19 protein-coding genes are annotated in these 23,987 nt (G+C 61.2%); 17 read left to right on the forward strand and 2 right to left on the reverse strand.

The window, feature by feature from the left end; translation table 11 throughout:
• Nucleotides 1-19 precede the first annotated feature (19 nt).
• The 14 genes from aceF to rsmH all read left to right on the forward strand — a co-directional run bounded on the left by aceF (nt 20) and on the right by rsmH (nt 16,422).
• Nucleotides 20-1,690: a dihydrolipoyllysine-residue acetyltransferase gene (gene aceF / locus AC07R0_RS23550; RefSeq protein WP_495106690.1), complete on the forward strand. Its 1,671-nt coding sequence runs from the start codon at nt 20-22 to the stop codon at nt 1,688-1,690.
• A 1-nt stretch (nt 1,691) separates the two neighbouring features.
• Entirely contained in the window at nt 1,692-2,276 is a 585-nt protein-coding gene (locus tag AC07R0_RS23555) for an Ntn hydrolase family protein (RefSeq protein WP_116606221.1), read from the forward strand.
• Between the two features lie 16 nt (nt 2,277-2,292).
• Complete coding sequence (lpdA, locus tag AC07R0_RS23560) at nt 2,293-4,137, forward strand: dihydrolipoyl dehydrogenase (RefSeq protein ID WP_495106736.1); 1,845 nt, start codon at nt 2,293-2,295, stop codon at nt 4,135-4,137.
• Between the two features lie 115 nt (nt 4,138-4,252).
• Nucleotides 4,253-5,398, forward strand: a complete 1,146-nt coding sequence (locus tag AC07R0_RS23565) for a helix-turn-helix domain-containing protein (RefSeq protein ID WP_495106691.1) — start codon at nt 4,253-4,255, stop codon at nt 5,396-5,398.
• Nucleotides 5,395-5,898 carry a DUF4411 family protein gene (locus AC07R0_RS23570; protein ID WP_495106692.1) on the forward strand — a complete coding sequence of 168 codons (504 nt, stop codon included), beginning with the start codon at nt 5,395-5,397 and terminating at the stop codon, nt 5,896-5,898. The genes AC07R0_RS23565 and AC07R0_RS23570 overlap by 4 nt, the downstream gene beginning before the upstream one ends.
• Nucleotides 5,899-6,162: 264 nt before the next feature.
• The gene (locus AC07R0_RS23575) at nt 6,163-7,158 is read left to right on the forward strand and encodes an ABC transporter substrate-binding protein (RefSeq protein ID WP_495106737.1); all 996 of its coding nucleotides are present in this window, start codon (nt 6,163-6,165) and stop codon (nt 7,156-7,158) included.
• A gap of 1 nt (nt 7,159) precedes the next feature.
• Nucleotides 7,160-7,969, forward strand: coding sequence for an ABC transporter ATP-binding protein (locus tag AC07R0_RS23580; RefSeq protein ID WP_495106693.1), 810 nt, complete (start codon nt 7,160-7,162; stop codon nt 7,967-7,969).
• Nucleotides 7,970-7,985: 16 nt separating this feature from the next.
• Nucleotides 7,986-8,813 (forward strand): ABC transporter permease, encoded by an 828-nt coding sequence (locus tag AC07R0_RS23585; protein WP_495106694.1) that lies wholly within the window; start codon nt 7,986-7,988, stop codon nt 8,811-8,813.
• Between the two features lie 276 nt (nt 8,814-9,089).
• On the forward strand, nt 9,090-10,430 hold the full coding sequence (locus AC07R0_RS23590; RefSeq protein ID WP_495106695.1) for a glutamine synthetase family protein: 1,341 nt from the start codon (nt 9,090-9,092) through the stop codon (nt 10,428-10,430).
• A 47-nt stretch (nt 10,431-10,477) separates the two neighbouring features.
• Nucleotides 10,478-11,845, forward strand: coding sequence for an aspartate aminotransferase family protein (locus AC07R0_RS23595; RefSeq protein WP_495106696.1), 1,368 nt, complete (start codon nt 10,478-10,480; stop codon nt 11,843-11,845).
• Nucleotides 11,826-12,647, forward strand: a complete 822-nt coding sequence (locus AC07R0_RS23600) for an SDR family NAD(P)-dependent oxidoreductase (RefSeq protein WP_495106697.1) — start codon at nt 11,826-11,828, stop codon at nt 12,645-12,647. The genes AC07R0_RS23595 and AC07R0_RS23600 overlap by 20 nt, the downstream gene beginning before the upstream one ends.
• A 144-nt stretch (nt 12,648-12,791) precedes the next feature.
• The gene (locus tag AC07R0_RS23605; RefSeq protein ID WP_495106698.1) at nt 12,792-13,478 is read left to right on the forward strand and encodes a GntR family transcriptional regulator; all 687 of its coding nucleotides are present in this window, start codon (nt 12,792-12,794) and stop codon (nt 13,476-13,478) included.
• A gap of 368 nt (nt 13,479-13,846) precedes the next feature.
• Nucleotides 13,847-15,268, forward strand: coding sequence for an aspartate kinase (locus tag AC07R0_RS23610; protein ID WP_495106699.1), 1,422 nt, complete (start codon nt 13,847-13,849; stop codon nt 15,266-15,268).
• 95 nt (nt 15,269-15,363) lie between these two features.
• Nucleotides 15,364-16,422: a 16S rRNA (cytosine(1402)-N(4))-methyltransferase RsmH gene (gene rsmH, locus AC07R0_RS23615; RefSeq protein WP_495106700.1), complete on the forward strand. Its 1,059-nt coding sequence runs from the start codon at nt 15,364-15,366 to the stop codon at nt 16,420-16,422.
• A 138-nt stretch (nt 16,423-16,560) separates the two neighbouring features.
• On the opposite strand, the gene AC07R0_RS23620 is transcribed toward rsmH, so the two are convergent.
• Nucleotides 16,561-17,901 carry an MFS transporter gene (locus AC07R0_RS23620; protein WP_495106701.1) on the reverse strand — a complete coding sequence of 447 codons (1,341 nt, stop codon included), beginning with the start codon at nt 17,899-17,901 and terminating at the stop codon, nt 16,561-16,563.
• Nucleotides 17,902-18,388: 487 nt separating this feature from the next.
• On the opposite strand from AC07R0_RS23620, the gene AC07R0_RS23625 reads away from it, so the two are divergent.
• On the forward strand, nt 18,389-21,463 hold the full coding sequence (locus AC07R0_RS23625; protein WP_495106702.1) for a sensor domain-containing protein: 3,075 nt from the start codon (nt 18,389-18,391) through the stop codon (nt 21,461-21,463).
• A 161-nt stretch (nt 21,464-21,624) separates the two neighbouring features.
• Nucleotides 21,625-22,317: a class I SAM-dependent methyltransferase gene (locus tag AC07R0_RS23630; RefSeq protein ID WP_495106703.1), complete on the forward strand. Its 693-nt coding sequence runs from the start codon at nt 21,625-21,627 to the stop codon at nt 22,315-22,317.
• A 5-nt stretch (nt 22,318-22,322) separates the two neighbouring features.
• Here AC07R0_RS23630 and AC07R0_RS23635 read toward each other — a convergent pair whose 3' ends face one another.
• Nucleotides 22,323-23,000 carry a GntR family transcriptional regulator gene (locus tag AC07R0_RS23635; protein WP_495106704.1) on the reverse strand — a complete coding sequence of 226 codons (678 nt, stop codon included), beginning with the start codon at nt 22,998-23,000 and terminating at the stop codon, nt 22,323-22,325.
• A gap of 244 nt (nt 23,001-23,244) precedes the next feature.
• Between AC07R0_RS23635 and AC07R0_RS23640 the strand changes: the two genes are divergently transcribed.
• Nucleotides 23,245-23,985, forward strand: coding sequence for a DUF969 domain-containing protein (locus AC07R0_RS23640; protein WP_495106705.1), 741 nt, complete (start codon nt 23,245-23,247; stop codon nt 23,983-23,985).
• Nucleotides 23,986-23,987 lie beyond the last annotated feature (2 nt).

Below are 23,987 nucleotides of genomic sequence, written 5' to 3' on the forward strand. Positions count from 1 at the left end.
CATCTTTGGAGACACAAACATGGCATTGATTGAAATTCATGTCCCCGATATCGGGGACTTTGACGAGGTGACGGTGATCGAGCTGATGGTCAAGCCCGGCGACACCGTGAAGGCCGACCAGTCGCTGATCACGGTAGAGAGCGACAAGGCCTCGATGGAAATCCCGTCCAGCGCAGCTGGCGTGGTGAAAGAATTGAAAGTTGCCCTGGGCGACAAGGTCAAGCAAGGCTCGCTGGTAGTGATGCTGGAAGTCGCCGGTGGCGCCGCCGCCGCACCTGCGGCTGAAGTACCCAAAGCGGCTGCAGCGCAGGCAGCACCTGCGCCAGCAGCTACAACTCCTGTAGCAGCACCGGCTGCCGCACCCGCGGCCTCCGGCCCGATCCAGATCTTCGTACCCGACATCGGCGACTTCAAGGACGTGACCGTCATCGAAGTCATGGTCAAGGTTGGCGACACCATCAAGCAAGAGCAATCGCTGATCACCGTAGAGTCCGACAAGGCCTCGATGGAAATCCCGTCCAGCGCTGCCGGCGTGCTTAAAGAGCTGAAGGTCAAGCTGGGCGACACCGTCAACATCGGCGACCTGCTGGCTGTGCTGGAAGGCGTGGCAGCTGCTGCACCCGCCGCAGCTGCACCGGTAGCTGCTGCTGTTGCCGCTGCCGCCGCTCCCGTGGCTGCGGCAGCTGCGGCTCCTGTGGTGGCTGCCGCTGCCGCACCTGCTGCGCACAACCCCACCGTGGCGCCCACCGGCGGCCTGCCGCATGCGTCGCCATCGGTGCGCAAGTTCGCCCGCGAACTCGGCGTGCCGCTGGACGAAGTCAAGGGTACGGGCCGAAAGGGCCGCATCACCGATGCCGACGTGCAAAGCTTCACCAAGTCCGTCATGGCGGGCACGGCCCAAACCAAGGCCCAGGCCGCAGCAGCACCCAAGGCTGCAGCCGGCGGCGGTGGCGAGGCTCTGGGCCTGCTGCCCTGGCCCAAGGTCGACTTCGCCAAGTTCGGCCCGGTCGAGCGCAAGGACATGTCGCGCATCAAGAAGATCAGCGGCGCCAACCTGCACCGCAACTGGGTGATCATTCCGCACGTCACCAACCACGACGACTGCGACATCACCGAACTCGAAGCCTTCCGTGTCAGCATGAACAAGGAAAACGAGAAGGCCGGCATCAAGCTGACCATGCTCGCCTTCATGATCAAGGCCAGCGTGGCCGCGCTGAAGAAGTTCCCCGAGTTCAACAGCTCGCTGGACGGCGACCAACTGGTGATGAAGCAGTACTTCAATATCGGCTTCGCGGCGGATACGCCCAACGGCCTGGTGGTTCCGGTCATCAAGGACGCCGACAAGAAGGGCGTGGTCCAGATCAGCCAAGAAATGGGCGACCTGGCCAAGAAGGCGCGCGACGGCAAGCTCGGCCCGGCCGACATGAGCGGCGCCTGCTTCACCATCTCCAGCCTGGGCGGCATTGGTGGACGTTACTTCACGCCCATCATCAACGCACCCGAAGTCGCCATCATGGGCGTGTGCAAGAGCTCGATCGAACCCAAGTGGGACGGCAAGGCCTTCGTGCCCAAGCTGATGCTGCCGCTGTCGCTGTCTTGGGACCACCGCGTGATCGACGGCGCGGCTGCAGCCCGCTTCAACGCCTATTTCGGTCAAGTCCTCACCGACTTCCGCCGGGTACTGCTCTGATATGACGACCGTCGTCGTGGTCAAGAAGGCGGGGGTGGTGGCGATAGCCGCCGACACGCTGGTGACCTTCGGCGACACCCGCCTGGGTAGCCGGTTTGAAGAGAACAGCAAAATCTTCAAGATCGACACCCTGGCGGGCGCCAGCTTCGTCGGCATGGCGGGCACGGTGGCCCACTTTCCCGCGCTGCGCAAGGCCATGGAAGCCCTGCCCAAAGACCAGCTGCTGCTGGGCAGCAAGGACGAAGTGTTCGACACCTTCACCCGGCTGCACCCGCTGCTGAAAGAGACCTTCTTTCTGCAAACCAAAGAAGACGACAACGACCCCTACGAGTCCAGCCAGTTCAGCGTGGTGGTGGCCAATGCCACCGGCATCTACGGGCTGTACAGCTACCGCGAGGTGTTCGAGTTCAAGGAATTCTGGGGCATAGGCTCAGGCCGCAGCTTCGCGCTGGGCGCCCTGCATGCCAGCTGGGGCAGCGCCAAATCGGCGCGCGACCTGGCTGTGCTCAGCGTGCAGGCAGCCTGCGAATTCGACAAGAACTCTGGTGGTCCGGTGGATGTGTTCACCGTCAAGTTAAAGAAATAAAGTGGAGATCAAACAAATGGCATCCCTGGAAATAAAAGTCCCCGACATCGGCGATTTCGACGAAGTCACCGTCATCGAACTGATGGTCAAGGTGGGCGACACCGTCAAGCCCGACCAGTCCCTGATCACCGTGGAGAGCGACAAGGCCTCGATGGAAATCCCGTCCAGCCACGGCGGCGTGGTCACCGCGCTCAAAGTGGCGCTGGGCGACAAGGTCAAGGAAGGCTCCGTCGTGCTGACGCTGGAAGTCGCTGGTGCGGCTGCTGCTCCAGCTTCTGAGTCAAAACCGGCTCCAGCGCAGGCAGCACCTGCGCCAGCAGCTACAACTCCTGTAGCAGCAGCGCCAGCGCCGACTGCATCCAGCTTTGCGGGCACCGCCGATCTGGAGTGCGACGTGCTGGTCCTCGGCGGCGGCCCTGGCGGCTATTCCGCAGCCTTCCGCGCGGCCGATCTGGGCCTGAAGGTCATCCTGGTCGAACGCTACGCCACCCTGGGCGGCGTCTGCCTGAACGTGGGTTGTATCCCCTCCAAAGCCCTGTTGCACGTGGCTGCGGTGATGGACGAAGTCAGCCACCTGGGTGCCCTCGGCATTGACTTCGGTGCGCCCGCCGTCAACATCGATAAGCTGCGCGGCCACAAAGAAAAGGTCATCGGCAAGCTGACCGGTGGCCTGGCCGCCATGGCCAAGATGCGCAAGGTCACCACCGTGCGCGGCGTGGGCTCGTTCGTCGGCGCCAACCACCTGCAGGTCGAAGAAACCACGGGTGCCGAAGGCCAGGAAAAAACCGGCAAGACCCAGACCGTGGCTTTCAAGAAAGCCATCATCGCCGCCGGCTCGCAAGCCGTGCGCCTGCCCTTCATGCCCAACGACCCGCGCGTGGTCGACAGCACCGGCGCCCTGGCACTCAAAGAAGTGCCCAAGCGCATGCTGATCCTGGGTGGCGGCATCATCGGCCTGGAAATGGGCACGGTCTACAGCACCCTGGGCGCGCGCCTGGATGTGGTGGAAATGCTCGATGGCCTGATGCAGGGCGCCGACCGCGACCTGGTGAAGATCTGGCAAAAGATGAACGCGCCGCGCTTCGACAACATCATGCTCAAGACCAAGACCGTCTCCGCACGCGCCTTGCCCGAAGGCATTGAAGTGACCTTCGCCTCGGCAGAAGAGGGCGGCACCGCACCCGCGCCCCAGGTCTACGACCTGGTGCTGCAAGCCGTGGGCCGCACGCCGAACGGCAAGAAGATCAGCGCCGAAAAGGCCGGCGTGGCGGTCACCGACCGCGGCTTCATCAACGTCGACATCCAGATGCGCACCAACGTGCCGCACATCTTTGCCATCGGCGACATCGTCGGCCAGCCCATGCTGGCCCACAAGGCGGTGCACGAAGCCCATGTGGCGGCCGAAGTCATCGCCGGTGAACTGCAGGGCAACAAGGAACTGGCAGCCGCCGCCTTCAACGCCCGCGTGATCCCCAGCGTGGCCTACACCGACCCCGAAGTCGCCTGGGTCGGCCTCACCGAAGACCAGGCCAAGGCCCAGGGCATCAAGGTCAAGAAAGGCCTGTTCCCCTGGACCGCCTCCGGCCGCGCCATCGCCAATGGCCGCGACGAAGGCGTCACCAAGCTGCTGTTCGACGACTCCCCCGAAGCCCACGGCCACGGTAAGATCCTCGGTGGCGGCATGGTCGGCACCCATGCCGGCGACATGATCGGCGAAATCGCCCTGGCGATCGAGATGGGCGCAGACGCAGTGGACATCGGCAAGACCATCCACCCCCACCCCACGCTGGGCGAAAGCATCGGCATGGCGGCGGAGATTGCGCATGGCAGCTGCACGGACGTGCCGCCTGCACGCAAGTAAGTTGCTAGCCTGAGATTGCTACTGATTCAGTAGCTGGCCGCGCAGATTCCAATTGGGCTGCGCGGCTTTTTAAATGGCTTTAGTTTGCGTCAGGGCATTCCTCTAGAATCATTCCATGTCCCACCCCCAAGCTCAAATCAACCCCGAAGTGCTCCGTTGGGCGCGCGGTCGCATGGGTATGGATATTGGGGCTGCAGCAACTGCGGCTGGCGTGAAGCCGGAGCAGTTGGAACGCTGGGAGACAGGCGACGATTTGCCTACTTTTCGGCAAGCCCAAAACATTGCCCAGGCGCTGCATGCGCCCTTCGGCTTCTTTTTCTTGCCGCAAGCTCCTGTAGAAGTCCCGCTGCTGCCAGACCTTCGTACAGTGGCTGGCAGGCCGGTAGGGCGACCAAGCGTCGATTTACTGGAAACCATCAAGCAGGCGCTCCAACGTCAGGCTTGGTTCGCGGAATATCAACAAGAGCAGGGGATTGCAGCTTTGCCGTTCGTGGGCAAATTCCGGTTGGACGTAAACCCCCACGTAGTAGCGGCGGATATTCGTGCTGTATTAGGCGTGGAGCTTGAGCACGGGCAACGCAAGTGGGACGACTACCAGCGGGCACTCATTCACGGAGTAGAGAAAGCTGGCGTGCTTGTTATGCGCAGCGGCATGGTGGGTAACAACACCCACCGCAAGCTTGATGTCAGTGAGTTCCGTGGCTTTGCTATCAGCCATGCCGTGGCGCCTGTGGTGTTTATCAATTCTGCAGATGCGCCCACTGCCAGGTTGTTCACGCTGATGCACGAACTCGCACACATCTGGTTTGGATCCAGTGGTATATCCAACGGGGTAGCTGGCAATGCGCGCCAAGAGGAAATTGCCTGCAACGCAGTGGCTGGTGAGTTCTTGGCACCTGCAGTGGTATTCCGCCAGCTTTGGGCTGGTGGCGAAGCAGACTTGCGCACCCGTTTGGCGGAGCTGGCGCAGCGCTTTCATGTAAGCCAATTGGTTATTGCCCGCCGTGCATTGGATTTAGGTTTGATGGAACGCGGGGCCTATAACAATTTTTACCTCGCGGAACTGGAGCGCTTTCGGAATGCTGAAAACAAAGGGGGAGGAAGTTTCTATCGCACAGCTGTGTCTAAAAATAGCGAGCGATTCGCCAAAGCAGTTACCGCTGAAGCTCTGAGTGGTCGCTTGCTCTTGCGAGATGCAGGAAAGCTCCTCGGTGTACAACCGGCGAAGATTCGTCAATTTTCCGAGCAGCTGAGCGCATGATTTATCTGCTGGACTCCAATACCCTCATCGAAGCCAAAAACCGTTACTACGGCATGGCCATCTGCCCCGGCTACTGGTCGTGGGTTTTGCGCAGCAACGGTCAAGGTACGGTGGCCAGTATCGAGACCGTGGGCGACGAACTCAAGCGCGGCAACGATGAGCTGGCCCAGTGGACCAAGCACAATGCTGCTTTGTTTCTTCCGGTATCCGACACCGCCACCCAAGCGGCATTCGTACAAGTGGCCGCGCATGTCGCGTCGCAAATGGCGCTCATGAAAGCTGGTGCACTGGAGGAGTTCTTGGGTGGCGCAGACCCTTGGCTCATTGCCAAGGCCATGACGCTGCCCGACAGCGTGGTGGTCACCCACGAGCAGTTCAACCTGCAAATGCGCCGCAAGTTCTGCATCCCCAATGTTTGCCAGCACTTTGGGCTGCAATGGATGGACACCTTTGCTGTGCTAGGCCACACCCAGGCCAACTTTGTCTTGTCAGACGAATAAACACTTCTTTTTGGGCCAATGGTCATCCGGTGTTCTGGTGAGCGCAAGTCACCAGAACCAAGCAGACTGCTGTCTGATCGTCTACAGCACCATTGAGCACAATGATTTTGATAGCTTATCCCCCTTGATGAGCAAGGACTGAGGGCTATTTAGCAAGTTGTATGATGATGTGACGGCCGCCATCCACGAAGCCGCCTGTTGATTTACACCCTTGGAGACAAAAGCATGCAAAGACGCGAACTGATCGCTGGTGCCCTTGGCGGTATGGCCACGGCTGCCGTACCCCAGTGGGCCTCTGCACAAGCCCTGGAGAAGCCCGCTGTGACGCTGGCTGTGGGTGGCAAGAACCTCTTTTACTACCTGCCACTGACCATTGCGGAGCAGCGCGGCTACTTCAAGGCAGAGGGGCTGGATGTGACCATCGTGGACTTTGCCGGTGGCTCCAAAGCGCTGCAGGCGGTGGTTGGCGGTAGCGCCGATGTGGTGTCAGGTGCGTTCGAGCACACGATTGTCATGCAGGCCAAAGGCCAGCCCATGCGTGCCTTTGTGCTGCAAGGCTTGGCACCGCAGATCGTGCTGGGTATCAACCCCAAAACCATGCCTAACTTCAAGTCGGTGGCCGACCTCAAGGGCAAGAAAATCGGCGTGACGGCGCCGGGCAGCTCCACCAATATCATGGTCAACTATGTGCTGGCCAAGGCGGGCTTGAAATCCGGCGACGTGAGCTTTATCGGTGTGGGTGCAGGCAGTGGCGCGGTGGCTGCCATGCGGTCGGGGCAAATCGACGCGGTGAGCAACCTGGACCCGGTCATCACCCTGCTGCTGCGCTCGGGCGACCTGAAGATCGTGACCGATACACGTAATGTTGCCGAGGCAGAAAAAGTCTTCGCGGGCCCCATGCCAGCCGGTTGCTTGTACGCACCGCAAAGCTTTCTGGACAAGAACCCCAACACCGTGCAGGCCTTGACCAATGCCATGGTGCGGGCCGACAAGTGGATTCGCAGTGCGAGCGCAGGTGAGATCATCAAGGTCGTGCCTGAAAGCTATCTGCTGGGTGATCGGGCGGTCTATATCGATGGCTTCCTGGCCGCACAAAACGCGCTGTCACCCGACGGCATGATCCCGCCCAAGGGGGCCGAGACCGCCTATAAGGCAATGGTCAGCGTGGATGAAAAACTGGGCAGCGCCAAGATGGACCTGAACGCCATCTACACCAATGAGTTCGTCAAAAAGGCCAATGCTAAATACCCCAAAGGCTGACATGGCAGCTGCGCTTGAACTGCAGGGCGTTGCCTGCACATTCACGGACCGCAACAACCCGGCCCAACGCTACACCGCCGTGCAGGACGTGACGCTATCGGTGGGCGCGGGTGAGTTTGTCAGCGTGGTCGGCCCGACCGGCTGCGGCAAAAGCACTCTGCTGAATGTAGGGGCCGGCTTGCTGCCACCCAGCGCCGGTGCGGTAAAGGTGTTTGGCGAGGCACTGAATGGGCTGAACCGGCGTGCTGGTTATATGTTTCAGGCCGAGAGCCTGATGCCCTGGCGTACCGCGCTGGGCAATGTGATGGCTGGGCTCGAATTCCACGGCGTGCCGCAAGGCCAGGCGCGCGCGCAAGCTGAAGAGTGGTTGCGCCGTGTGGGCCTGGGCCGTTTTGGCGACCGCTATCCGCACCAACTGAGCGGTGGCATGCGCAAGCGCGTGAGCCTGGCGCAGACCCTGGTGCTCGACCCCGACATCATTCTGATGGACGAGCCTTTTTCCGCGCTGGATATCCAGACGCGCCAGCTCATGGAAAACGAGCTGCTGTCGCTGTGGCAATCCAAAAAGAAGGCAGTGCTGTTCATCACCCACGATCTGGACGAGGCTATCGCCATGAGCGACCGGGTGGTGGTGCTGAGCGCCGGTCCCGGTAGCCACCCGATTGGCGACTTTGTGATTGACATCGAGCGACCGCGCGACGTGGCCGAGGTCAAGATGACGCCCCGCTTCATCGAGCTGCACAAGGCCATCTGGGCCGTGTTGCGCGAAGAGGTGCTCAAGGGCTACCAACAACAACTTACGGCGGCATAAAGCACGCATACAGCACATGTGGACATGGTTGAAGCCGCGTCGCGGCAATTTGTGGATCTGGCAGCTGGTGCTCCTGGTGCTGCTATTGGTGTTTTGGTTTGTGATGACGGCGCCGGGGCTGATCCCGCCAATGCTGTTCAACAGTGAGAGCCAGGCCGCGTTCTTCTTTGGCGAGCCACTGCAGGTGGGCAAGCGCATATGGGCCTGGTTTGTGGTGGATGCCGATATTTACAAGCACCTTGGTATTACCCTGGCCGAGACGCTGATGGCATTTGCCATTGGCTCCGGCCTAGGCCTGGCCGGCGGCTTGTGGCTGGCGCTGGCGCCCATGGCATCGGCTATTTTGGAGCCCTATATCAAGGCCATGAATGCCATGCCGCGCATCATCTTGGCGCCGATTTTCTCGGTGTGGTTTGGCCTGGGTATGGGCTCCAAGGTGGCCCTGGGTGTCACGCTGGTGTTTTTCATTGTGTTTTTCAATGTGTACCAGGGTGTGAAGGAGGTCAGCCATGTGGTGCTGGCCAATGCGCGCATGCTGGGGGCTGACCGGCGTCAGCTGTTGCGCCATGTGTACCTGCCTAGCGCCACCAGCTGGGTATTCAGCTCGCTGCACACCTCGGTTGGCCTGGCGTTTGTGGGCGCGGTGGTGGGCGAATACCTGGGCTCCAGCGCAGGTGTGGGCTACCTGATCTTGCAGGCCGAGGGCAGCTTTGACATCAACACTGTGATGGCCGGCATTGTGGTGTTGACGGTTTTTGCTCTGGCGTTGGACCGCCTGGTGGGCCGAATTGAGTCCCGGCTGATGAAGTGGCAGCCCAAGACCGGCGAGACCGAGAAACTCTGAGCTTCAGACGACTCTGTGGGCCGGCGTAACTGAGGCCATCGTTGCTTTTAGTAGCGCATCGGAGTTGTCAGCAGTGGGCTGCCCCACTGGGCGTGGCGATGTGCGTTGTGTAACGTGCCTGCATCCAGGAGTGGGGTAGTAGGTGTTGCTCTGAATTTTAAACTTGAGATCACATTGATTGGTTTAAATTGGATTAATTGGGAATTGTTGTTTATTTGTGATCACAAATTTGACTTTCGAAGTAAGATGGCCGTATCTCCATGAACAGATACGGCCATGTCGACTACCTCGCCTATTGAAGATTTCCTGATCACGCACCGCATCCACGAGGTGGAATGCGTGATCCCCGATATGACCGGGATTGCCCGCGGCAAGATCCTGCCGCGCGACTTGTTTCTGGCTGCGGGTGAGATGCGCCTGCCCAAGAGCGTGCTGCTCAATACCGTGAATGGCCAGCAACCCGACAACGGCCCCTTTGTGGGTGACACCGACCCGGACATGCTCTGCATCCCCGATGCCAGCACCGTGCGTATCGTGCCCTGGGCCGCCGAGCCTGTGGCTGTGGTCATTCACGACTGCCAAGAATGGGACGGCAGTACCGTCGAGATATCCCCGCGCGGCGTATTGCGCCGGGTGCTCAAGCAATACGAAGAGCGCGGCTGGAGGCCGGTGGTTGCACCCGAGATGGAGTTCTATCTGGTCGCACGCCAGCAGAACCCCCACGAGCCGCTGCAGCCACCCTTAGGCCGCACTGGCAAGCCCGAGGCCGGCCGCCAAAGCTACTCCATTGATGCGGTCAACGATTTCGACCCATTCTTCATGGAGCTCTCCAGCTTCTGCGAGCAGCACCGGCTCGGCGTGGAGACACTGATCCATGAGGCTGGCCCTGGCCAGATGGAAATCAATTTCAGCCATGGCGATGCACTGGACTTGGCCGACCGCGTATTCCTTTTCAAGCGCACCGTGCGCGAAACGGCCCTGCGCCACGGCATTTTTGCCACCTTCATGGCCAAGCCCATGGAACAAGAGCCGGGTAGCGCCATGCACATTCACCAAAGTATCTTGGACAAGGACGGCAACAACCTGTTCAGTCTGCCAGATGGTTCTGCCAGTTCCTACTTTGCCCAATGCATTGCAGGCCTGCAGACCTACATCCCCAAGCTCATGCCAATGTTTGCACCCTATGTGAACTCTTATCGCCGCCTTGCGCCCTTCATGTCGGCGCCCATCAATGTGCGCTGGGGCCACGACAACCGCACCTGCGGCATCCGCGTGCCCAACTCCAGCCCCGCCAACCGCCGTGTGGAAAACCGGGTGCCCGGTGTGGACGTGAATCCCTACCTGGCCATGGCCGCCACCCTGGCCTGCGGTTTGCTGGGCATGACCGAGGGCCTGACGCCCAGCGCGCCTACCACCGACAGCGCCTGGAACGTCAACCATGAGCTGCCACGCCACCTGGAAGACGCCATTGAATCCATGCGCGCCAGCGCACCACTGCGTGAGGTGCTGGGCATCGGATTTGTCGATGCCTTCTGCGCTGTCAAAGAGCTGGAATACGCCACCTACAACCGCGTGATCAGCTCGTGGGAACGCGAGCACTTGCTCTTGCTGGTGTGAGTTCGCACGTCTCCTTTATCTAATTTTTCTGACTCTTGCACCCCGCTATGACTGTCACTTACAAAACCCTGGACCCCCAACGTCTGAACGACGTGCGTGCGCGGGAACGCGCCCACTATGCAGCGAGCAACCCCGCCTCCCGCGCGTTGGCTGACCGCGCCAAAGACCACTTGATGTTCGGTGTGCCCATGCACTGGATGAACGACTGGTCCACACCCTATCCGATGCATGTGGCCGAAGCGCGCGGCGCGCGCCTCACCGATGTGGATGGCCACCACTATGTGGACTTCTGCCTGGGCGACACCGGCACAATGTTCGGCCATAGCCCCGCCCCTGTGGCTCGCGCAGTAGCGGCACAGGCCGCATGCGGCATCACCACCATGCTGCCGAGCGAAGACGGCGTGTGGGTGTCCGAAGAGTTGGCACGCCGCTTTGGCATGCCGGTGTGGCAGTTTGCGCTCTCGGCGTCGGACGCCAACCGTTTTGCCATCCGCTGGGCGCGAGCGCTCACTGGATGCACGCAGATACTGATCTTCAATGGCTGCTACCACGGCACCGTCGACGATGTGTTTGTGGACTTGGTGGATGGCCTACCACGCACCCGCGACAGCCTGCTGGGCCAGGTGGTGGACATCACCCGTACCACGCGCAGCGTGGAGTTCAACGACTTGGCTGCGCTGGAAGTTGCCCTGGCCGATGGCCAAGTGGCCTGCCTGCTGGCCGAGCCCGCCATGACCAATATCGGCATGGTGCTGCCCGAGCCCGGCTTCTGGGAAGCTGCCCAGGCCCTGTGCCGCCGCTACGGCACCTTGCTGCTGATAGACGAAACCCACACTATCAGCTCCGGCCCCGGTGGCTACACCCGTGCGCACGGTCTGCAACCCGACTTGTTCGTGGTGGGCAAGCCTGTGGCAGGCGGTGTGCCCTGTGCGGTCTACGGCTTCAGCGCAGAAACCGCTGCGCGCGCCGAAGCAGCCAAGCGCAACGCCCCACCTGGCCACAGTGGCATTGGCACTACGCTGACTGCCAACTTACTGACCATGGCGGCGATGCGCGCCAACCTTTCGGAAGTGATGACGGATGCAGCCTACGCACATATGTTTGGCCTGGCCGAACGTCTGGCGGATGGCTTGCGTGGGGTGATTGCCCACCACGGTCTGGGCTGGTGCGTCACGCAAGTCGGCGCGCGCACTGAATTCCAGTTCACCCCCACGCCGCCGCGCAACGGTAGTGAGGCCGACGCCATTTTGGACCCGGCGCTGGAACAAAACATCCACCTCTACCTGCTCAACCGCGGCCTGATCATCACGCCCTTTCACAACATGATGCTGGTGTGTCCTGACACCACCGCAGACGACGTGGACCGACTGGTGGCTGCCGTGGACGGCTTTATCCGTGAAACCATCGCCGTTTGAGCCACGGCACCCGCACACCGCGCACCCGCTGTTCTCCCTGCATGGCCAGGTGGCCCTGGTCACCGGCGCCGGGGCCGAGCAGGGCATTGGCCTGGCCACCGCCCGGCTGCTGGCCGAGTTGGGCGCGCGCGTGGCCATTGCGGCCACCGGCCCGCGTATCCACATCCGTGCGGCTGAATTCTGTGCCGCAGGCCATACCGCACGTGGCTACCAAGCCGACCTGACCGACCGTGCTGCCACAGCCGCGCTGGTGGCCGCTGTAGAGGCTGACTTTGGCCGGATCGACATCCTGGTCAATAACGCTGGCATGGCCATGGAGGGTTCGGCCGAGCGCTTTGCCGCGTTCGCTGACACCGCCCTGAGCGACTGGGACCTGGACCTGGAGCGCAACCTGGGCACCTGTGTGAATGTCACGCGTGCCTGCCTGCCCGGTATGGTGGCCCGTCGCCACGGGCGCATCATCAATGTCAGCTCTGTCACCGGGCCCTTGGTGGGCAACCCGGGCGAGGCTGCTTACTGCGCCGCCAAGGCCGCCATGGTGGGCATGGGTCGCGCCATCGCGCTAGAGGTGGCGCAGCACGGTATCACCATCAACAACCTGGCCCCTGGCTGGGTGGCTACTGGTTCGCAAACCGAGGCGGAAGCCTTGGCGTCCCGCTATACACCCATGGGCCGTGCGGGCAGCGCCACTGAAATGGCCTGCATGGTGGCGTTTCTGGCCAGCCCGGGCGCCAGCTATATCACCGGCCAAATGATGGTGGTGGATGGCGGCAACTGTCTGCAAGAACGCAAAGGCCCTTGACGGTGGTGTGTGCTGGTTCACGTCTCTTGCCGCCCCGCAAGAAGTGGCGCATTAAATGGCTTTCTACCTCAGCGCTGCCGCCGCAATGGCCCTAGCCCATATGATGCTGAACTTTGGCCTGAGTGCAGGCTATTACCCAGCACTATGAGCGTTACGGACCTACTCGCCACCACTACCCCGGCCACCAGCACCCACCAGGATCAGATCTACAGCACCTTGCGCCAGTGGATTACGGTGGGGCGCTTTTTGCCGGGTGAGCGGCTAAAGATCCGCACCGTGGCAGCGGACATGGGCGTGGGCCAGATGCCGGTGCGCGCGGCGTTGCAACGCCTCTCTGCAGAAGGGGCCTTGGTCAATATTCCCAACGCCGGTGTGGCGGTGCCGCGCCTGTCGATGCCGGAGTTCGACGACCTGCTGCAAATGCGCATGCTGCTTGAAGGGGAGGCTGCCGAGCGCGGCTGCCTGCGCCTGGAGCCCGCGCAGGTGGCGCAGATGCAGCGCTGGAGTGAGGAGATGGATGCAGCGCTGCAAGCAGGCGACTCCAAGCATTACCTGGACATTAACGAAAATTTTCACGTGCTGCTGTACAAGGCGGCGGGATCCCCGCTGCTTTTTCAGCTGATAGACACCTTGTGGCTGCGTGCGGGGCCCATTTCCAACCGCCTGTTCGACACACCCGAGGCCAGCGCGGTGCTCAATGACGCCCATGACGACCTGGTGCGCGCCCTGGCACAACGCGACAGCAGCGCCGTGCGCCGAGCCATCGAGCGCGATATTTTTGTCGCAGGCCAGTTTTTGCGCACCAGCTGCATGGACAAAAAGCGCCAGTGAGTACAGGCCACACAGGCAGCCGACACCGAAGGCATTTTCACCCGCTCCCAAGCGGGGCGAGAGCATCGGTATGGCGGCAGACGTGGCGCTTGGCAGGCGCAGGGATGCACTGCCCAGCAAGAAGCAAGTGTCTCAATTGCTATTGATTCAATAGCTGGTCGCGCAGGTTTTGCGAGCGCTATACGACGATTCGGCTGGATAAAAATAGCTTGAAAACTCCGGCTTGGCGGTGAAGTTTGCGCATGGCTGGCAGCTGCCGCAACGGTGGTTGCCCCAAAGTGGTGGAAAATAGCAGGTTTGCTGCCCTTGGCTCCCTCGGCAGAAACCCCGCCCAGTTTTTCGACCTTTTTGCTCCTTTCAGCTTCTCCATGCACGACGTAAATTCTTCCAAAATCTCTGTCGAGAAGATCGGCGGTACTTCCATGACCGCTTTTGGCGATGTGCTGCGCCACATCGTGCTGCACGACCCCAAGCGCATTTACGGCCGCATTTACGTGGTGTCGGCCTATTCGGGCGTGACCAACCAGCTGCTGGAACACAAGAAGACCGGCGAACGCGGTATCTACGCCCTGTTTGCCGAGAGCAAGGGCTACCAGGATGCGCTGACAGGCCTGGCCGCCAGCCTGAAGAAGATCAACGCCGGTTACGCGGATATCGGTCTGCCACTGGATGTGGCCGATGCCTTCATAGACAAGCGCATTGCCCAGGCCCGCGAATACCTGGGGGCCATGCAGCATGTGTTGGCCAGCGGCTACCTCAGCCGCCACGACGTGCTGCTGGCCGCGCGTGAAGTGCTGGCCTCTATCGGTGAATCGCACAGCGCGTTCAATTCGGTGGAGATTCTCAAGGCCAATGGCGTGAAGGCCGTGCTGATGGACCTGGCCGGCTTTGATGACAACGAAGCCTGGACCATCGACGAGCGCATTGCCAACAGCTTCAAAGACCTGGACTTGGTCAACAACGTGATCGTGGCGACCGGCTACACCAAGGGCACGGAAGGCATCATGCGCGAGTTTGACCGCGGCTATTCCGAAGTCACGTTCAGCAAGATTGCCGTGGAAGTGCGTCCTGCCGAGGCGGTGATCCACAAGGAATTCCACCTGTCGTCCGCCGACCCCAACCTCGTGGGCCTGGAAAACGCCATTGTGGTGGGCGCCACCAACTATGACGTGGCCGACCAACTGGCCGATGTGGGCATGGAAGCCATCCACCCCAAGGCGTCCAAGCCGATGGAGCTGGCGGGTATCCCTATCCGCTTGAAGAACACGTTTGAGCCGGACCACCCCGGTACGCTGATCACCAAGGACTTTGTGGGCGAGCGTGCCCGCGTGGAAATTGTCACCGGCACGGACAAGGTCACGCTGATCGAAATCCACGACCCCAGCATGGTGGGCACCGTGGGCTTTGATGCCAGCCTGATGCAGGTGTTCTGCAAGCACGATATCAGCTACATCCTCAAGGCGACCAATGCCAACTCGATTGCCCACCTGGTGTGGGACAACCAGGTGTCGGCCGAACTCCTGGCTGAGCTGGAGGAGCTGTACCAGGTGGTGACGGTCAAGCCCAGCGCCATCGTGTGCACCATCGGCTCCAACATCGGCATTCCGGGCGTGCTGGCCAAGGCTGCGCAGGCTTTGGCAGATGCCCAGGTCAACGTGAACTGCGTGTCGCAGACCCTGCGCCAGGTGAATATGCAGTTTGTGATTGAGCGCGAGGACTATAAAACGGCCATCAAGTCGCTGAATATGGCGCTGTGCGTCAACTCCGGCACGCCGGTGCCACGCGTTTGATTGCTGCTTAAAACGCTACAAATTCAGTAGCTGGCCGCGCAGATCCTACGGGTGGCGCGGCTTTTTTTTGCCTTCCCTGGGGCGCATAATGGCCGATGACCGACGCCACCCCTCCCCACAAGCGCCGCGTACGTTACGCCGGCACTCACCCCCGCCAGTTTGAAGAAAAGTACAAAGAGCTGGACCCCACGCGCCATGCGGACGAGGTGGACAAGGTCATGCAGCGCGGGCAAACGCCTGCGGGTATGCACCGCTCGATTTGCGTCGATGAAATCCTTGCCATCTTGAAGCCCGTGCCAGGCGAAACCGGCTTGGATCTGACCTTGGGCTTTGGCGGCCACATGCTGGCCATGCTGCCGCTGGTGCAGCCCGGCGGGCGCATGTTCGGCATGGATGTGGACCCGATCGAGCTGCCCCGCACGACTGCGCGGCTGCGCGCAGCGGGCTTTGGCGAAGAGGCGCTGACCGTGCACCGCGCCAACTTCAGTGAATTGGTGACGCTGCTGCCGCAGGCGGGCGGTGGCTTCGACTTTGCCCTGGCCGACCTGGGCGTGTCGTCCATGCAGATCGACAACCCGGCACGGGGCTTCAGCTTTCGTGCTGATGGTCCACTGGATTTACGCCTGGACCCGAGTAGCGGCCAGTCGGCCAGCGAGCTGCTGCTATGCGTAACCCGGCACCGGCTGCGCGATTTGTTGACCGACAACTCCGACGAGCCCTTTGCCCAGCCATTGGCGGCGGCCCTGCAGGGCCAGTTTCTGGAAACCACGGTGCAGCTGGCCGACCTGGTGCGCGCCACCATGGAACTGGCCTACAAGCGCAGCATGCCGGCAGAGGAGCGCCTGGCCGAGACCAAGAAGGTGCTGCAGCGCACGTTCCAGGCGCTGCGCATCGAGGTGAATGACGAGTTTGGTGTGCTGGACAAGATGCTGCTGAACCTGCCCGACTGCCTCAAGCCCGGTGGGCGCGTGGCGATTCTGAGCTTTCACTCCGGGGAAGACCGGCGCGTGAAGAAGTGCTTTCAAACCGGCGAGCGCAACGGCACCTTCAGCAGTGTGGCCGCCGATCCGATCCGGGCCTCATTTGAGGAGCAGCGCAGCAACCCGCGCTCCACGTCCGCCAAGCTGCGTTGGGCGGTGCGGGCACCGCACTGAATGCAAACCGGGTGCTTGCATATGATGCTACTAATTTTGTAGCTGGTGCCGCATATTCTGTGTGCGTTGCAGCGCTTTTTAAACAAAAAAATACCCGGGGTATCAGGCCCGGGTATGTGTTCTGTATGCGTGTTCCGCTTACGGCGTGGGGGCGACGGCTGCGCTCATGTCCATATCGCGGGTTTCACGCGACAGGTACAGCGCCAGCATGGTGATGGCGCCGTTGCCAGCCATGTACAGGCCCACGCCCATCAGGCCATAGTTCTTGTTCAGTTCCATGGCCACCAGGGTGGGAATGGAGGCGCCCACGATGGACGACAGGTTGTACGCCAGCGAAGCACCCGAGTAGCGCACTTCGGTGGGGAACAGCTCTGGCAGCAGGGCAGCCATAGGGCCGAAGGTCATGCCCATCAGCGCCATGCCGACCACGAGGAATGCCGCCACGGACTGCACACTGCCTTGGTTCAGGAAGGACGGCATCAGCAGGCCCAGCACCACGATGCCCGTCGTGACCTTGAGCAGCCAACTGCGGCGGCCCAGCTTGTCGGCCCACACGCCGCCCAGCGTCGTGAAGATGCCAAACACCACCGCACCCACCAGCAGCAGGCCGGTGAAGGTGTTGGGCGGAATGCCCAGGCCCATCGCATGGCCCGCGGGCGAGAGTGCCGCCGGGCTCTTGGAGTAGACCTGTACAAAAGCCGTCATCAGATAGAACAGCACATAGGTGGTGGACATGCAGAAAATACCGCGCAGCAAAGCGCCGCCATGGTGCTTAAACACCGCGCTCACCGGGGCTTGCAGCTTGCGGCCTTCGCGTTCGACCTTTTGGAAGGCTGCGCTTTCGTGCAGGTTCAGCCGCACATACAAGCCCACGGCCACCAGCACGAAGGACATCAGGAAGGGAATGCGCCAAGCCCAGGCGACCATGGTTTCCGTGCCCAGGAAGTAGGTCACCAGAAAGAACACGCCGTTGGCCACAAATAAGCCAATCGGCGCACCCAACTGGGGAAAGCTGCCAAACAGGCCGCGTTTGCCCTTGGGCGCGTTTTCAGTGGCGACCAGTGCCGCGCCACCCCATTCGCCGCCCAGGCCAATGCCCTGGCCGATGCGGCAGACACACAGCAGAATCGGCGCCCACAGCCCGATGCTGTCGTAGGTGGGTAGCAAGCCGATAGCGACGGTGGACAGGCCCATGGTCAGCAGCGAAGCCACCAGCGTGGTCTTGCGGCCGATGCGGTCGCCAAAGTGGCCAAACAGGGCAGAGCCGATGGGGCGGGCCAGAAAGGCCAGCGCCAGGGTGGACAAAGACAGCAGGGTGGCGGCCGACGGGTCGCCCTTGGGGAAGAACTGGCTGTTGAACACCAGCACCGCAGCAGCGGCGTAGATGTAGTAATCGTAAAACTCGATCGCGGTACCCACCAGGGACGCGATGGCTACTTTGCCGGGCGAATTGCCCTGCGCAGCAGTAGATGCAGACATGGAAAACCTTTCAGAACATGCTTCTAGACGTGTGCCTGCGGACCTCCGTATGAGGGCAGTGCACTGGGGCGGAAATCGGTGGGTGGTTTTCTGCCTGCCAGGCTGGGGGATAAACCAGTTGGCATGCCAGGGTGGCCAGAGCCGGTGTAGGGCCCTGTTCATAATTCATACATAAACCTGGGGAGTCGCGGATTATGCCTGCTGGTCTGGCGAAGCCATGGCGGCTGCGCACCAAACCCCACGCACAAGCAGGGCTAGTGCCATGGGGTTGCGGCGGGATGGCTAGTGCTTGTATGAACGAAACCTTATTTTTACCCAGTATGGCGGAGCTGTATGCACCAGCTGATCACGGCATGCTCCAGCCGCCCCATATGGGGCAATTGTTCCCCAATCATGGCGACAAGCTTGTCATACTCTGGATGCGCTAGCTGCAGTGCTGCCAGTAATGGGTGTTCCAATGGGCGCTGTCTTTTTTCCTAGGAAGCAGATGAACCTGGACAGTGCCCGCAATCGATTCATTGCCTTGGCCACATCTGCCTATCTGGCCTTTGCCTTGGTGTGGATTTTTTTATCCGACCAGTTGCTGGCCCACTTTGCCGATCTTTCATCCTTGCTCTGGTTATCCACGGCCAAGGGTTTGTTCTTTGTAGTGAGTACTACCGGCATCTTCTTCGTCTTGTTGCATGCGGTGCCGCCGGCGCAGCTTGCAGCCGGAAGTAGCTTTGTTGGCAGCCTGGACCACGGTTTGGGTATGTTGAAGCTCCCCCGCTGGTTGGTCTACGTGTTTGCGCTGCTGGTGACCTCTCTCATGGTTTTGGTGCGGGAGGGAATTGCGCATGGGCTGTCTGACAAGCCCATGCTCATATTGTTCATGATGCCTATCATTCTTAGCGCGCTGATGGGCGGCTTAGGCCCTGGCTTGTTATCTACGACGGTAGCGGCTGCGGGAGGGTATTGGGCTATCACGTCATCGTTTGGCTTGCACACGTCGGCCTCCAGCCATGATCAGTTCCAGTGGGCTGCATTGATTGCCAATGGCGTGGCCATTAGCCTGCTCAGTGCCGTGTTGCGGCACGCATTGCGCCGTGCCGAGAACCAGCGCCGCTTGCTGGACAGCGTGGTTTTGGGTACTTCGGATGCAGTGTTTGTCAAAGACATCCAGGGCCGTTATTTGATGGCCAACCAATCTGCGGCTCAATTCATAGGAAAGTCTGTGCCCGAGATTCTGGGCAAAGACGACACCGCGCTCTTCGACAGGGCGTCGGGCGAGCGCTTGATGGCCTTGGACCGCGCCATCATGGATGGCGGCACCACGCTAACGCATGAGGAGTCCGTGGAGACCCAGGATGGCAAGAAGTTGGTTTTTTTGGTGACCAAGGGACCTGTACGTGATGCCGATGGTGTTGTGACTGGCATTTTTGGTGTCTCGCGCGATATCACTGAGCGGCAGAATGCCAAGGAGTTACTGCACGCGCGGGAGCGGCAATTGGCGCGCGTCACCGAGGGTTCGGACCAGGGTTTTTGGGACTGGAACTTGCAGACCAACGTCTTCCAGGTTAGTCCGCGCTGGGAAACCATGCTGGGCTACCAGCCGGGCGAGATGGATATCCGCGTGGAAAACTGGGCTGCATATGTGCACCCGGACGACCTCGTCGCATCCTCGGCTTCTATCCAGCGGCATCTGGCGGGTGAGACCAGTAACCACGAGCTGGACCTGCGCTGTATTTCAAAGAGCGGCGAATGGCGTTGGATCCATACCCGTGGCCGGATCGTCGAGTGGGACAGCGATGGCAAGCCGCTAGCCATGGCCGGGTCGCACACCGACGTCACTCAGCAAAAAGCTTTTGAACAGGCTCAGCGCGAGGCCACCACCGTGTTTGAGAGCAGTTACGAAGGGCTGATGGTGGTGAATGCCGACGGCCTGATTGCCAAGGTCAATCCCGCCTTTGTGCGTATCACTGGCTATGCCCTGGAGGAGGTGATTGGCCAGTCGCCCCGCATCCTGTCCTCCGGCAGGCAGGACGTCGAGTTTTATCGGCAGATGTGGACAGCGATTCTGGCGCAGGACTTCTGGCAGGGCGAGATCTGGAATCGACGCAAGAGCGGCGAGATCTATGCCGAGCTTCTGTCGATCTCGGTGGTACGGGGGAGCACGGGGGCGATTGAACATTACGTGGCGGTGTTTTCCGATATCAGCCGTTTGAAGGAGCACGAAGCTGAGTTGGACCGCATTGCCTATTACGACCCGCTCACGGGAGTACCCAATCGCAGGCTCTTGGCAGACCGCCTGGCGCAGGCGATTGCCCGCACGGGGCGCAGTGATTTGTCGCTGGCGGTTTGCTATTTGGACCTGGACGGCTTCAAGCAGGTGAATGACCAGTACGGTCACGCGGGCGGGGACCAGTTGCTGATTGGGGTGGCTGAACATCTGAAGCAGATCCTGCGCACCGAAGACACGCTGGCCCGTCTGGGCGGCGATGAATTCGTGCTGCTGCTGGCCGATATCGCCTCGCCCGAGGAGTGCTCTGTTGTGCTGGAGCGGGTGCTGGCGGCCGCCTGCAGCCCGGTATTGTTGGCGGACGATCACACGGCCAGCGTTTCGGCCAGCATCGGCGTCAGCCTGTATCCGCAAGACCATGCCGATGCCGACACTTTGCTGCGCCATGCCGACCAGGCGATGTATCTGGCCAAGAACGCTGGCAAGAACCGCTTTCACCTGTTTGACCCGGAGAGCGACCGCAAAGCCCAGCAGCGCCGCCATTACATTGACCGGGTGCGGCTGGCGCTGGAGCAGGGCGAGCTGGTACTGCACTACCAGCCCAAGGTGGATCTGCGCGACGGCAGTCTGGTGGGTGTGGAGGCACTTGTGCGCTGGCAGCATCCCGAGATGGGCTTGTTGCCGCCATCGGAATTTTTGCCACAGATCCAAGGTAGCCATCTGGAGTCGGCATTGGGTGACTGGGTGATTCGCACTGCACTGTCTCAGGCTGCACAGTGGCTGCAACAAGGCCTGGTGTTGCAGATCGGCGTCAATATCGCCGCCTCCCATATGGTCCAGGATGATTTCTGCGACAAGCTGGCAGCAGCTCTTGCGGCACACCCCGAGCTGCCCGCAGCGTCGCTGGAGCTGGAGGTGTTGGAGACGGCTGCCTTCGAGGATATGAACGAGGCCGGTGCCATGCTGGCACGCTGCCAGGCCTTGGGGGTGCGTTTCGCCCTGGATGACTTTGGTACTGGCTACTCCTCTCTTACCTACCTGCGCAAGCTACCAGTGGATACGCTGAAGATCGATCAAAGCTTTGTACGTGACATGCTCAGTGACGCTGACGACCGCGGCATTGTGGAGAGTGTGATCCGTCTGGCCGGAGCCTTTGGCCGCGAGGTGATTGCAGAAGGGGTGGAGAGCATGGACATCGGCGCGGCGCTGATGCACTTGGGTTGCTATCTCGTGCAGGGTTACGGTATCGCCAAGCCTATGCCGGCTGCTGCGCTGGCGGGATGGTCCGCGCAATGGCAACAGCAGGCGCTGTGGCGTGGCCTGAATATAGAGCCCGTAAATTGAGTTCAGAGGGTGACGTGGCACGCTGTTGCATACTGCGTGCAGGCTGCCGCTTTCTGCTTTATGGAATACGGCGTTGTGGCAGCCTTGTTCCCAACCACCCGCGCACGCGCTCCTGATGCCGCCACTTTGGCATCCCTGGCAACTCGCTCACGAAAGTCGATATGCCGGGCTACGCGCTCAAGCAAGAATCCATCCCTGTACTGGGCGTTGCGGCGCTGCAAATTCGCAGCCTGCTGGACCGCCAGCAGTTCAGCGACCCGCAAGGCCAGGCCCTGGCGGTGGGCATTTCCTCGGGTAACTGGCCGCTGTTCGGGCTTGTCTGGCCTTCGGGTCTGCAGCTGGCCGCGGCTGTGGCACTGCGCCCTATGGGCGTGGATGAGAGCATTCTGGAGATTGGCTGCGGCCTAGCGCTGGCCAGCATGGTCTGCCACCGGCGCGGCGCGCTGGTGACGGCCAGCGACTGCCATCCGCTGGCGGGTGCCTTTTTGCTGGAGAACCTGCGCCTCAACGGGCTGGCGCCCATGCGCTACTGCCACGGCGACTGGTCCCACGTGCCCCAGCAGTTGCCCGGGCAAGACCTGGCGCCCACGGTGCAGGGGCGCTTTGATCTGATCATGGGCAGTGACGTGTTGTATGAGCGCGATGACGGCGGGGCCTTGCCCCTTTTTATCGAGCGCCACGCCATGCCGGTGAGTGAGGTGCTGATCGTGGACCCGGAGCGCGGCAACCGTGCGGCCTTCACGCGGCGCTTGCAGCAGCTGGGCTATGTGCTGGAAGAAACCCTGCTGCGTGACGAGGCGGTGGAGCAGGCGCCGGAGTACCGTGGGCGGCTGCTGCGCTACCGCCGCCACTGAAGTACCTATTTCAGCGTACTACCGTCCGAGATGCGCCGCGCATACACGGCCAGCACGATGCGCTCGGAATGCACCAGGTAGTCGTTCAGCGCAGTAGCCGCTTCCTGCAGCTTGCCAGCTTCAAACAGCTGCAGGATGTTCAGGTTCATCTCTACATAAGGCATGTGCAGAAACTCGGGGTCGTTGAGCAGGCCGAAAGCCAGGCGCAACTCGGCCAGCACGTGGGAGAACATCACGTTCAGTCGTTCGCTGTCGGCCAGCTCGACGATGGCCATGTGGAACTCCATATTCGCCGTGCCCACGCCTTGCCAGTTGCCCACGTCGCGGTGGCGCTGGGCGGTTTCCACAGCTTCGCGCAGATGCTTTTTGGCGGGGTGGCGCGGGTAGGCCTGGGCCAGGGCCTGGCATTCGATCAGCCGGCGCACACGGTAGATGTCGATGATGGACGCAATGCTGGGGATGGCCACGAACACGCCCCGGTTGGGCTCGTGCTTGAGCAGGCCCTCCTTGGTCAGCAGCCGGAACACCTCGCGCAAAGTGTTGCGCGATATCTCCAGGCTTTCGCTTAAAGCGGCCTCAGACAGGCGTTGGCCGGGTGAAAACTCGCCTTGCACGATCTTCTGGCGGATCAGCTCGGCCATGCGGTCATTCAGGGTCTGGGTGCTGGCTGGTTCGGATTTCATGGCCCGATGGTAGCGGTGATGGCGCCCCATGGTTCGACCATTCGAGGGTTTCCATGGATATGTTGCGCACTACTGTTGGGCAATAATTAATTTATTGTTCAACAATTTGTATGTTTGTGCTGCACGATAGTGCATTATTTGTTCATTCATATGGCATGCAAGTTGCGTTGTTCCAAGGGCTGGCGCGGTGTGGCGAAGGTGGCTGCAGCGCGCTGTGTGTAGGTGAACTCAATCAAGGATGCATATGCAAAGTGTTGTGAATCTATGGCCGCTCATCGGGGTGGCCATCATCATCGCGGGCTTTGTCCTGCGGTTTAACCCCATGCTGGTCGTGATCGTCACGGCCATGGGCACGGCGCTCGCCGCCGGATTTCCCATCGACAAAATCCTGGCCACCATAGGCACAGGCTTCATCAAGACGCGCAATCTGCCGCTGATCATCCTGCTGCCACTGGCGGTGATCGGCCTGCTGGAACGCCACGGCCTGCGCCAGCATGCGCAGAGTTGGATCAGCAGCATCCAGTCGGCCACGGCCGGCCGCCTGCTGATCGTCTACCTGGCGGCGCGCCAGTTGACGGCCGCCATCGGCCTGACCAGCCTGGGCGGCCACCCGCAGATGGTGCGGCCACTGCTGGCCCCCATGGCCGAAGGCGCCACCGAAGCCCGCTATGGCCCGCTGCCCGAGCGTATCCGCCACAAGCTGCGCGCCTTCTCGGCGGCAACGGACAACGTGGGCCTGTTCTTTGGCGAGGACATCTTCGTGGCCTTTGGTGCCATCGTGCTGATGAGTACCTTCTTGCATGAAGCTGGCATCGATGTAGAGCCGCTGCACATTGCGTTCTGGGGCATCCCCACCGCAGCCTGTGCCTTTTTGATCCATGCCTGGCGGCTGTACCGCCTGGACGGCGTGCTGGCCCGTGAGCTGCAGGCCGAGGGCATCAGCCCTCTGAACGCCAAAGCCGCCACCGCAGCCAAGGGAGCGTGAAC

The organism is Rhodoferax sp. GW821-FHT07F03 (assembly GCF_059418745.1).

What these genes read in the sequence shown, in the direction of transcription:
- aceF (WP_495106690.1), top strand. Translation starts at nt 20, where the DNA reads ATGGCATTGATTGAAATTCATGTCCCCGATATCGGGGACTTTGACGAG.
- AC07R0_RS23555 (WP_116606221.1), top strand. Translation starts at nt 1,692, where the DNA reads ATGACGACCGTCGTCGTGGTCAAGAAGGCGGGGGTGGTGGCGATAGCC.
- lpdA (WP_495106736.1), top strand. Translation starts at nt 2,293, where the DNA reads ATGGCATCCCTGGAAATAAAAGTCCCCGACATCGGCGATTTCGACGAA.
- AC07R0_RS23565 (WP_495106691.1), top strand. Translation starts at nt 4,253, where the DNA reads ATGTCCCACCCCCAAGCTCAAATCAACCCCGAAGTGCTCCGTTGGGCG.
- AC07R0_RS23570 (WP_495106692.1), top strand. Translation starts at nt 5,395, where the DNA reads ATGATTTATCTGCTGGACTCCAATACCCTCATCGAAGCCAAAAACCGT.
- AC07R0_RS23575 (WP_495106737.1), top strand. Translation starts at nt 6,163, where the DNA reads ATGGCCACGGCTGCCGTACCCCAGTGGGCCTCTGCACAAGCCCTGGAG.
- AC07R0_RS23580 (WP_495106693.1), top strand. Translation starts at nt 7,160, where the DNA reads ATGGCAGCTGCGCTTGAACTGCAGGGCGTTGCCTGCACATTCACGGAC.
- AC07R0_RS23585 (WP_495106694.1), top strand. Translation starts at nt 7,986, where the DNA reads ATGTGGACATGGTTGAAGCCGCGTCGCGGCAATTTGTGGATCTGGCAG.
- AC07R0_RS23590 (WP_495106695.1), top strand. Translation starts at nt 9,090, where the DNA reads ATGTCGACTACCTCGCCTATTGAAGATTTCCTGATCACGCACCGCATC.
- AC07R0_RS23595 (WP_495106696.1), top strand. Translation starts at nt 10,478, where the DNA reads ATGACTGTCACTTACAAAACCCTGGACCCCCAACGTCTGAACGACGTG.
- AC07R0_RS23605 (WP_495106698.1), top strand. Translation starts at nt 12,792, where the DNA reads ATGAGCGTTACGGACCTACTCGCCACCACTACCCCGGCCACCAGCACC.
- AC07R0_RS23610 (WP_495106699.1), top strand. Translation starts at nt 13,847, where the DNA reads ATGCACGACGTAAATTCTTCCAAAATCTCTGTCGAGAAGATCGGCGGT.
- rsmH (WP_495106700.1), top strand. Translation starts at nt 15,364, where the DNA reads ATGACCGACGCCACCCCTCCCCACAAGCGCCGCGTACGTTACGCCGGC.
- AC07R0_RS23620 (WP_495106701.1), bottom strand. Translation starts at nt 17,901, where the DNA reads ATGTCTGCATCTACTGCTGCGCAGGGCAATTCGCCCGGCAAAGTAGCC.
- AC07R0_RS23625 (WP_495106702.1), top strand. Translation starts at nt 18,389, where the DNA reads ATGAACCTGGACAGTGCCCGCAATCGATTCATTGCCTTGGCCACATCT.
- AC07R0_RS23630 (WP_495106703.1), top strand. Translation starts at nt 21,625, where the DNA reads ATGCCGGGCTACGCGCTCAAGCAAGAATCCATCCCTGTACTGGGCGTT.
- AC07R0_RS23635 (WP_495106704.1), bottom strand. Translation starts at nt 23,000, where the DNA reads ATGAAATCCGAACCAGCCAGCACCCAGACCCTGAATGACCGCATGGCC.
- AC07R0_RS23640 (WP_495106705.1), top strand. Translation starts at nt 23,245, where the DNA reads ATGCAAAGTGTTGTGAATCTATGGCCGCTCATCGGGGTGGCCATCATC.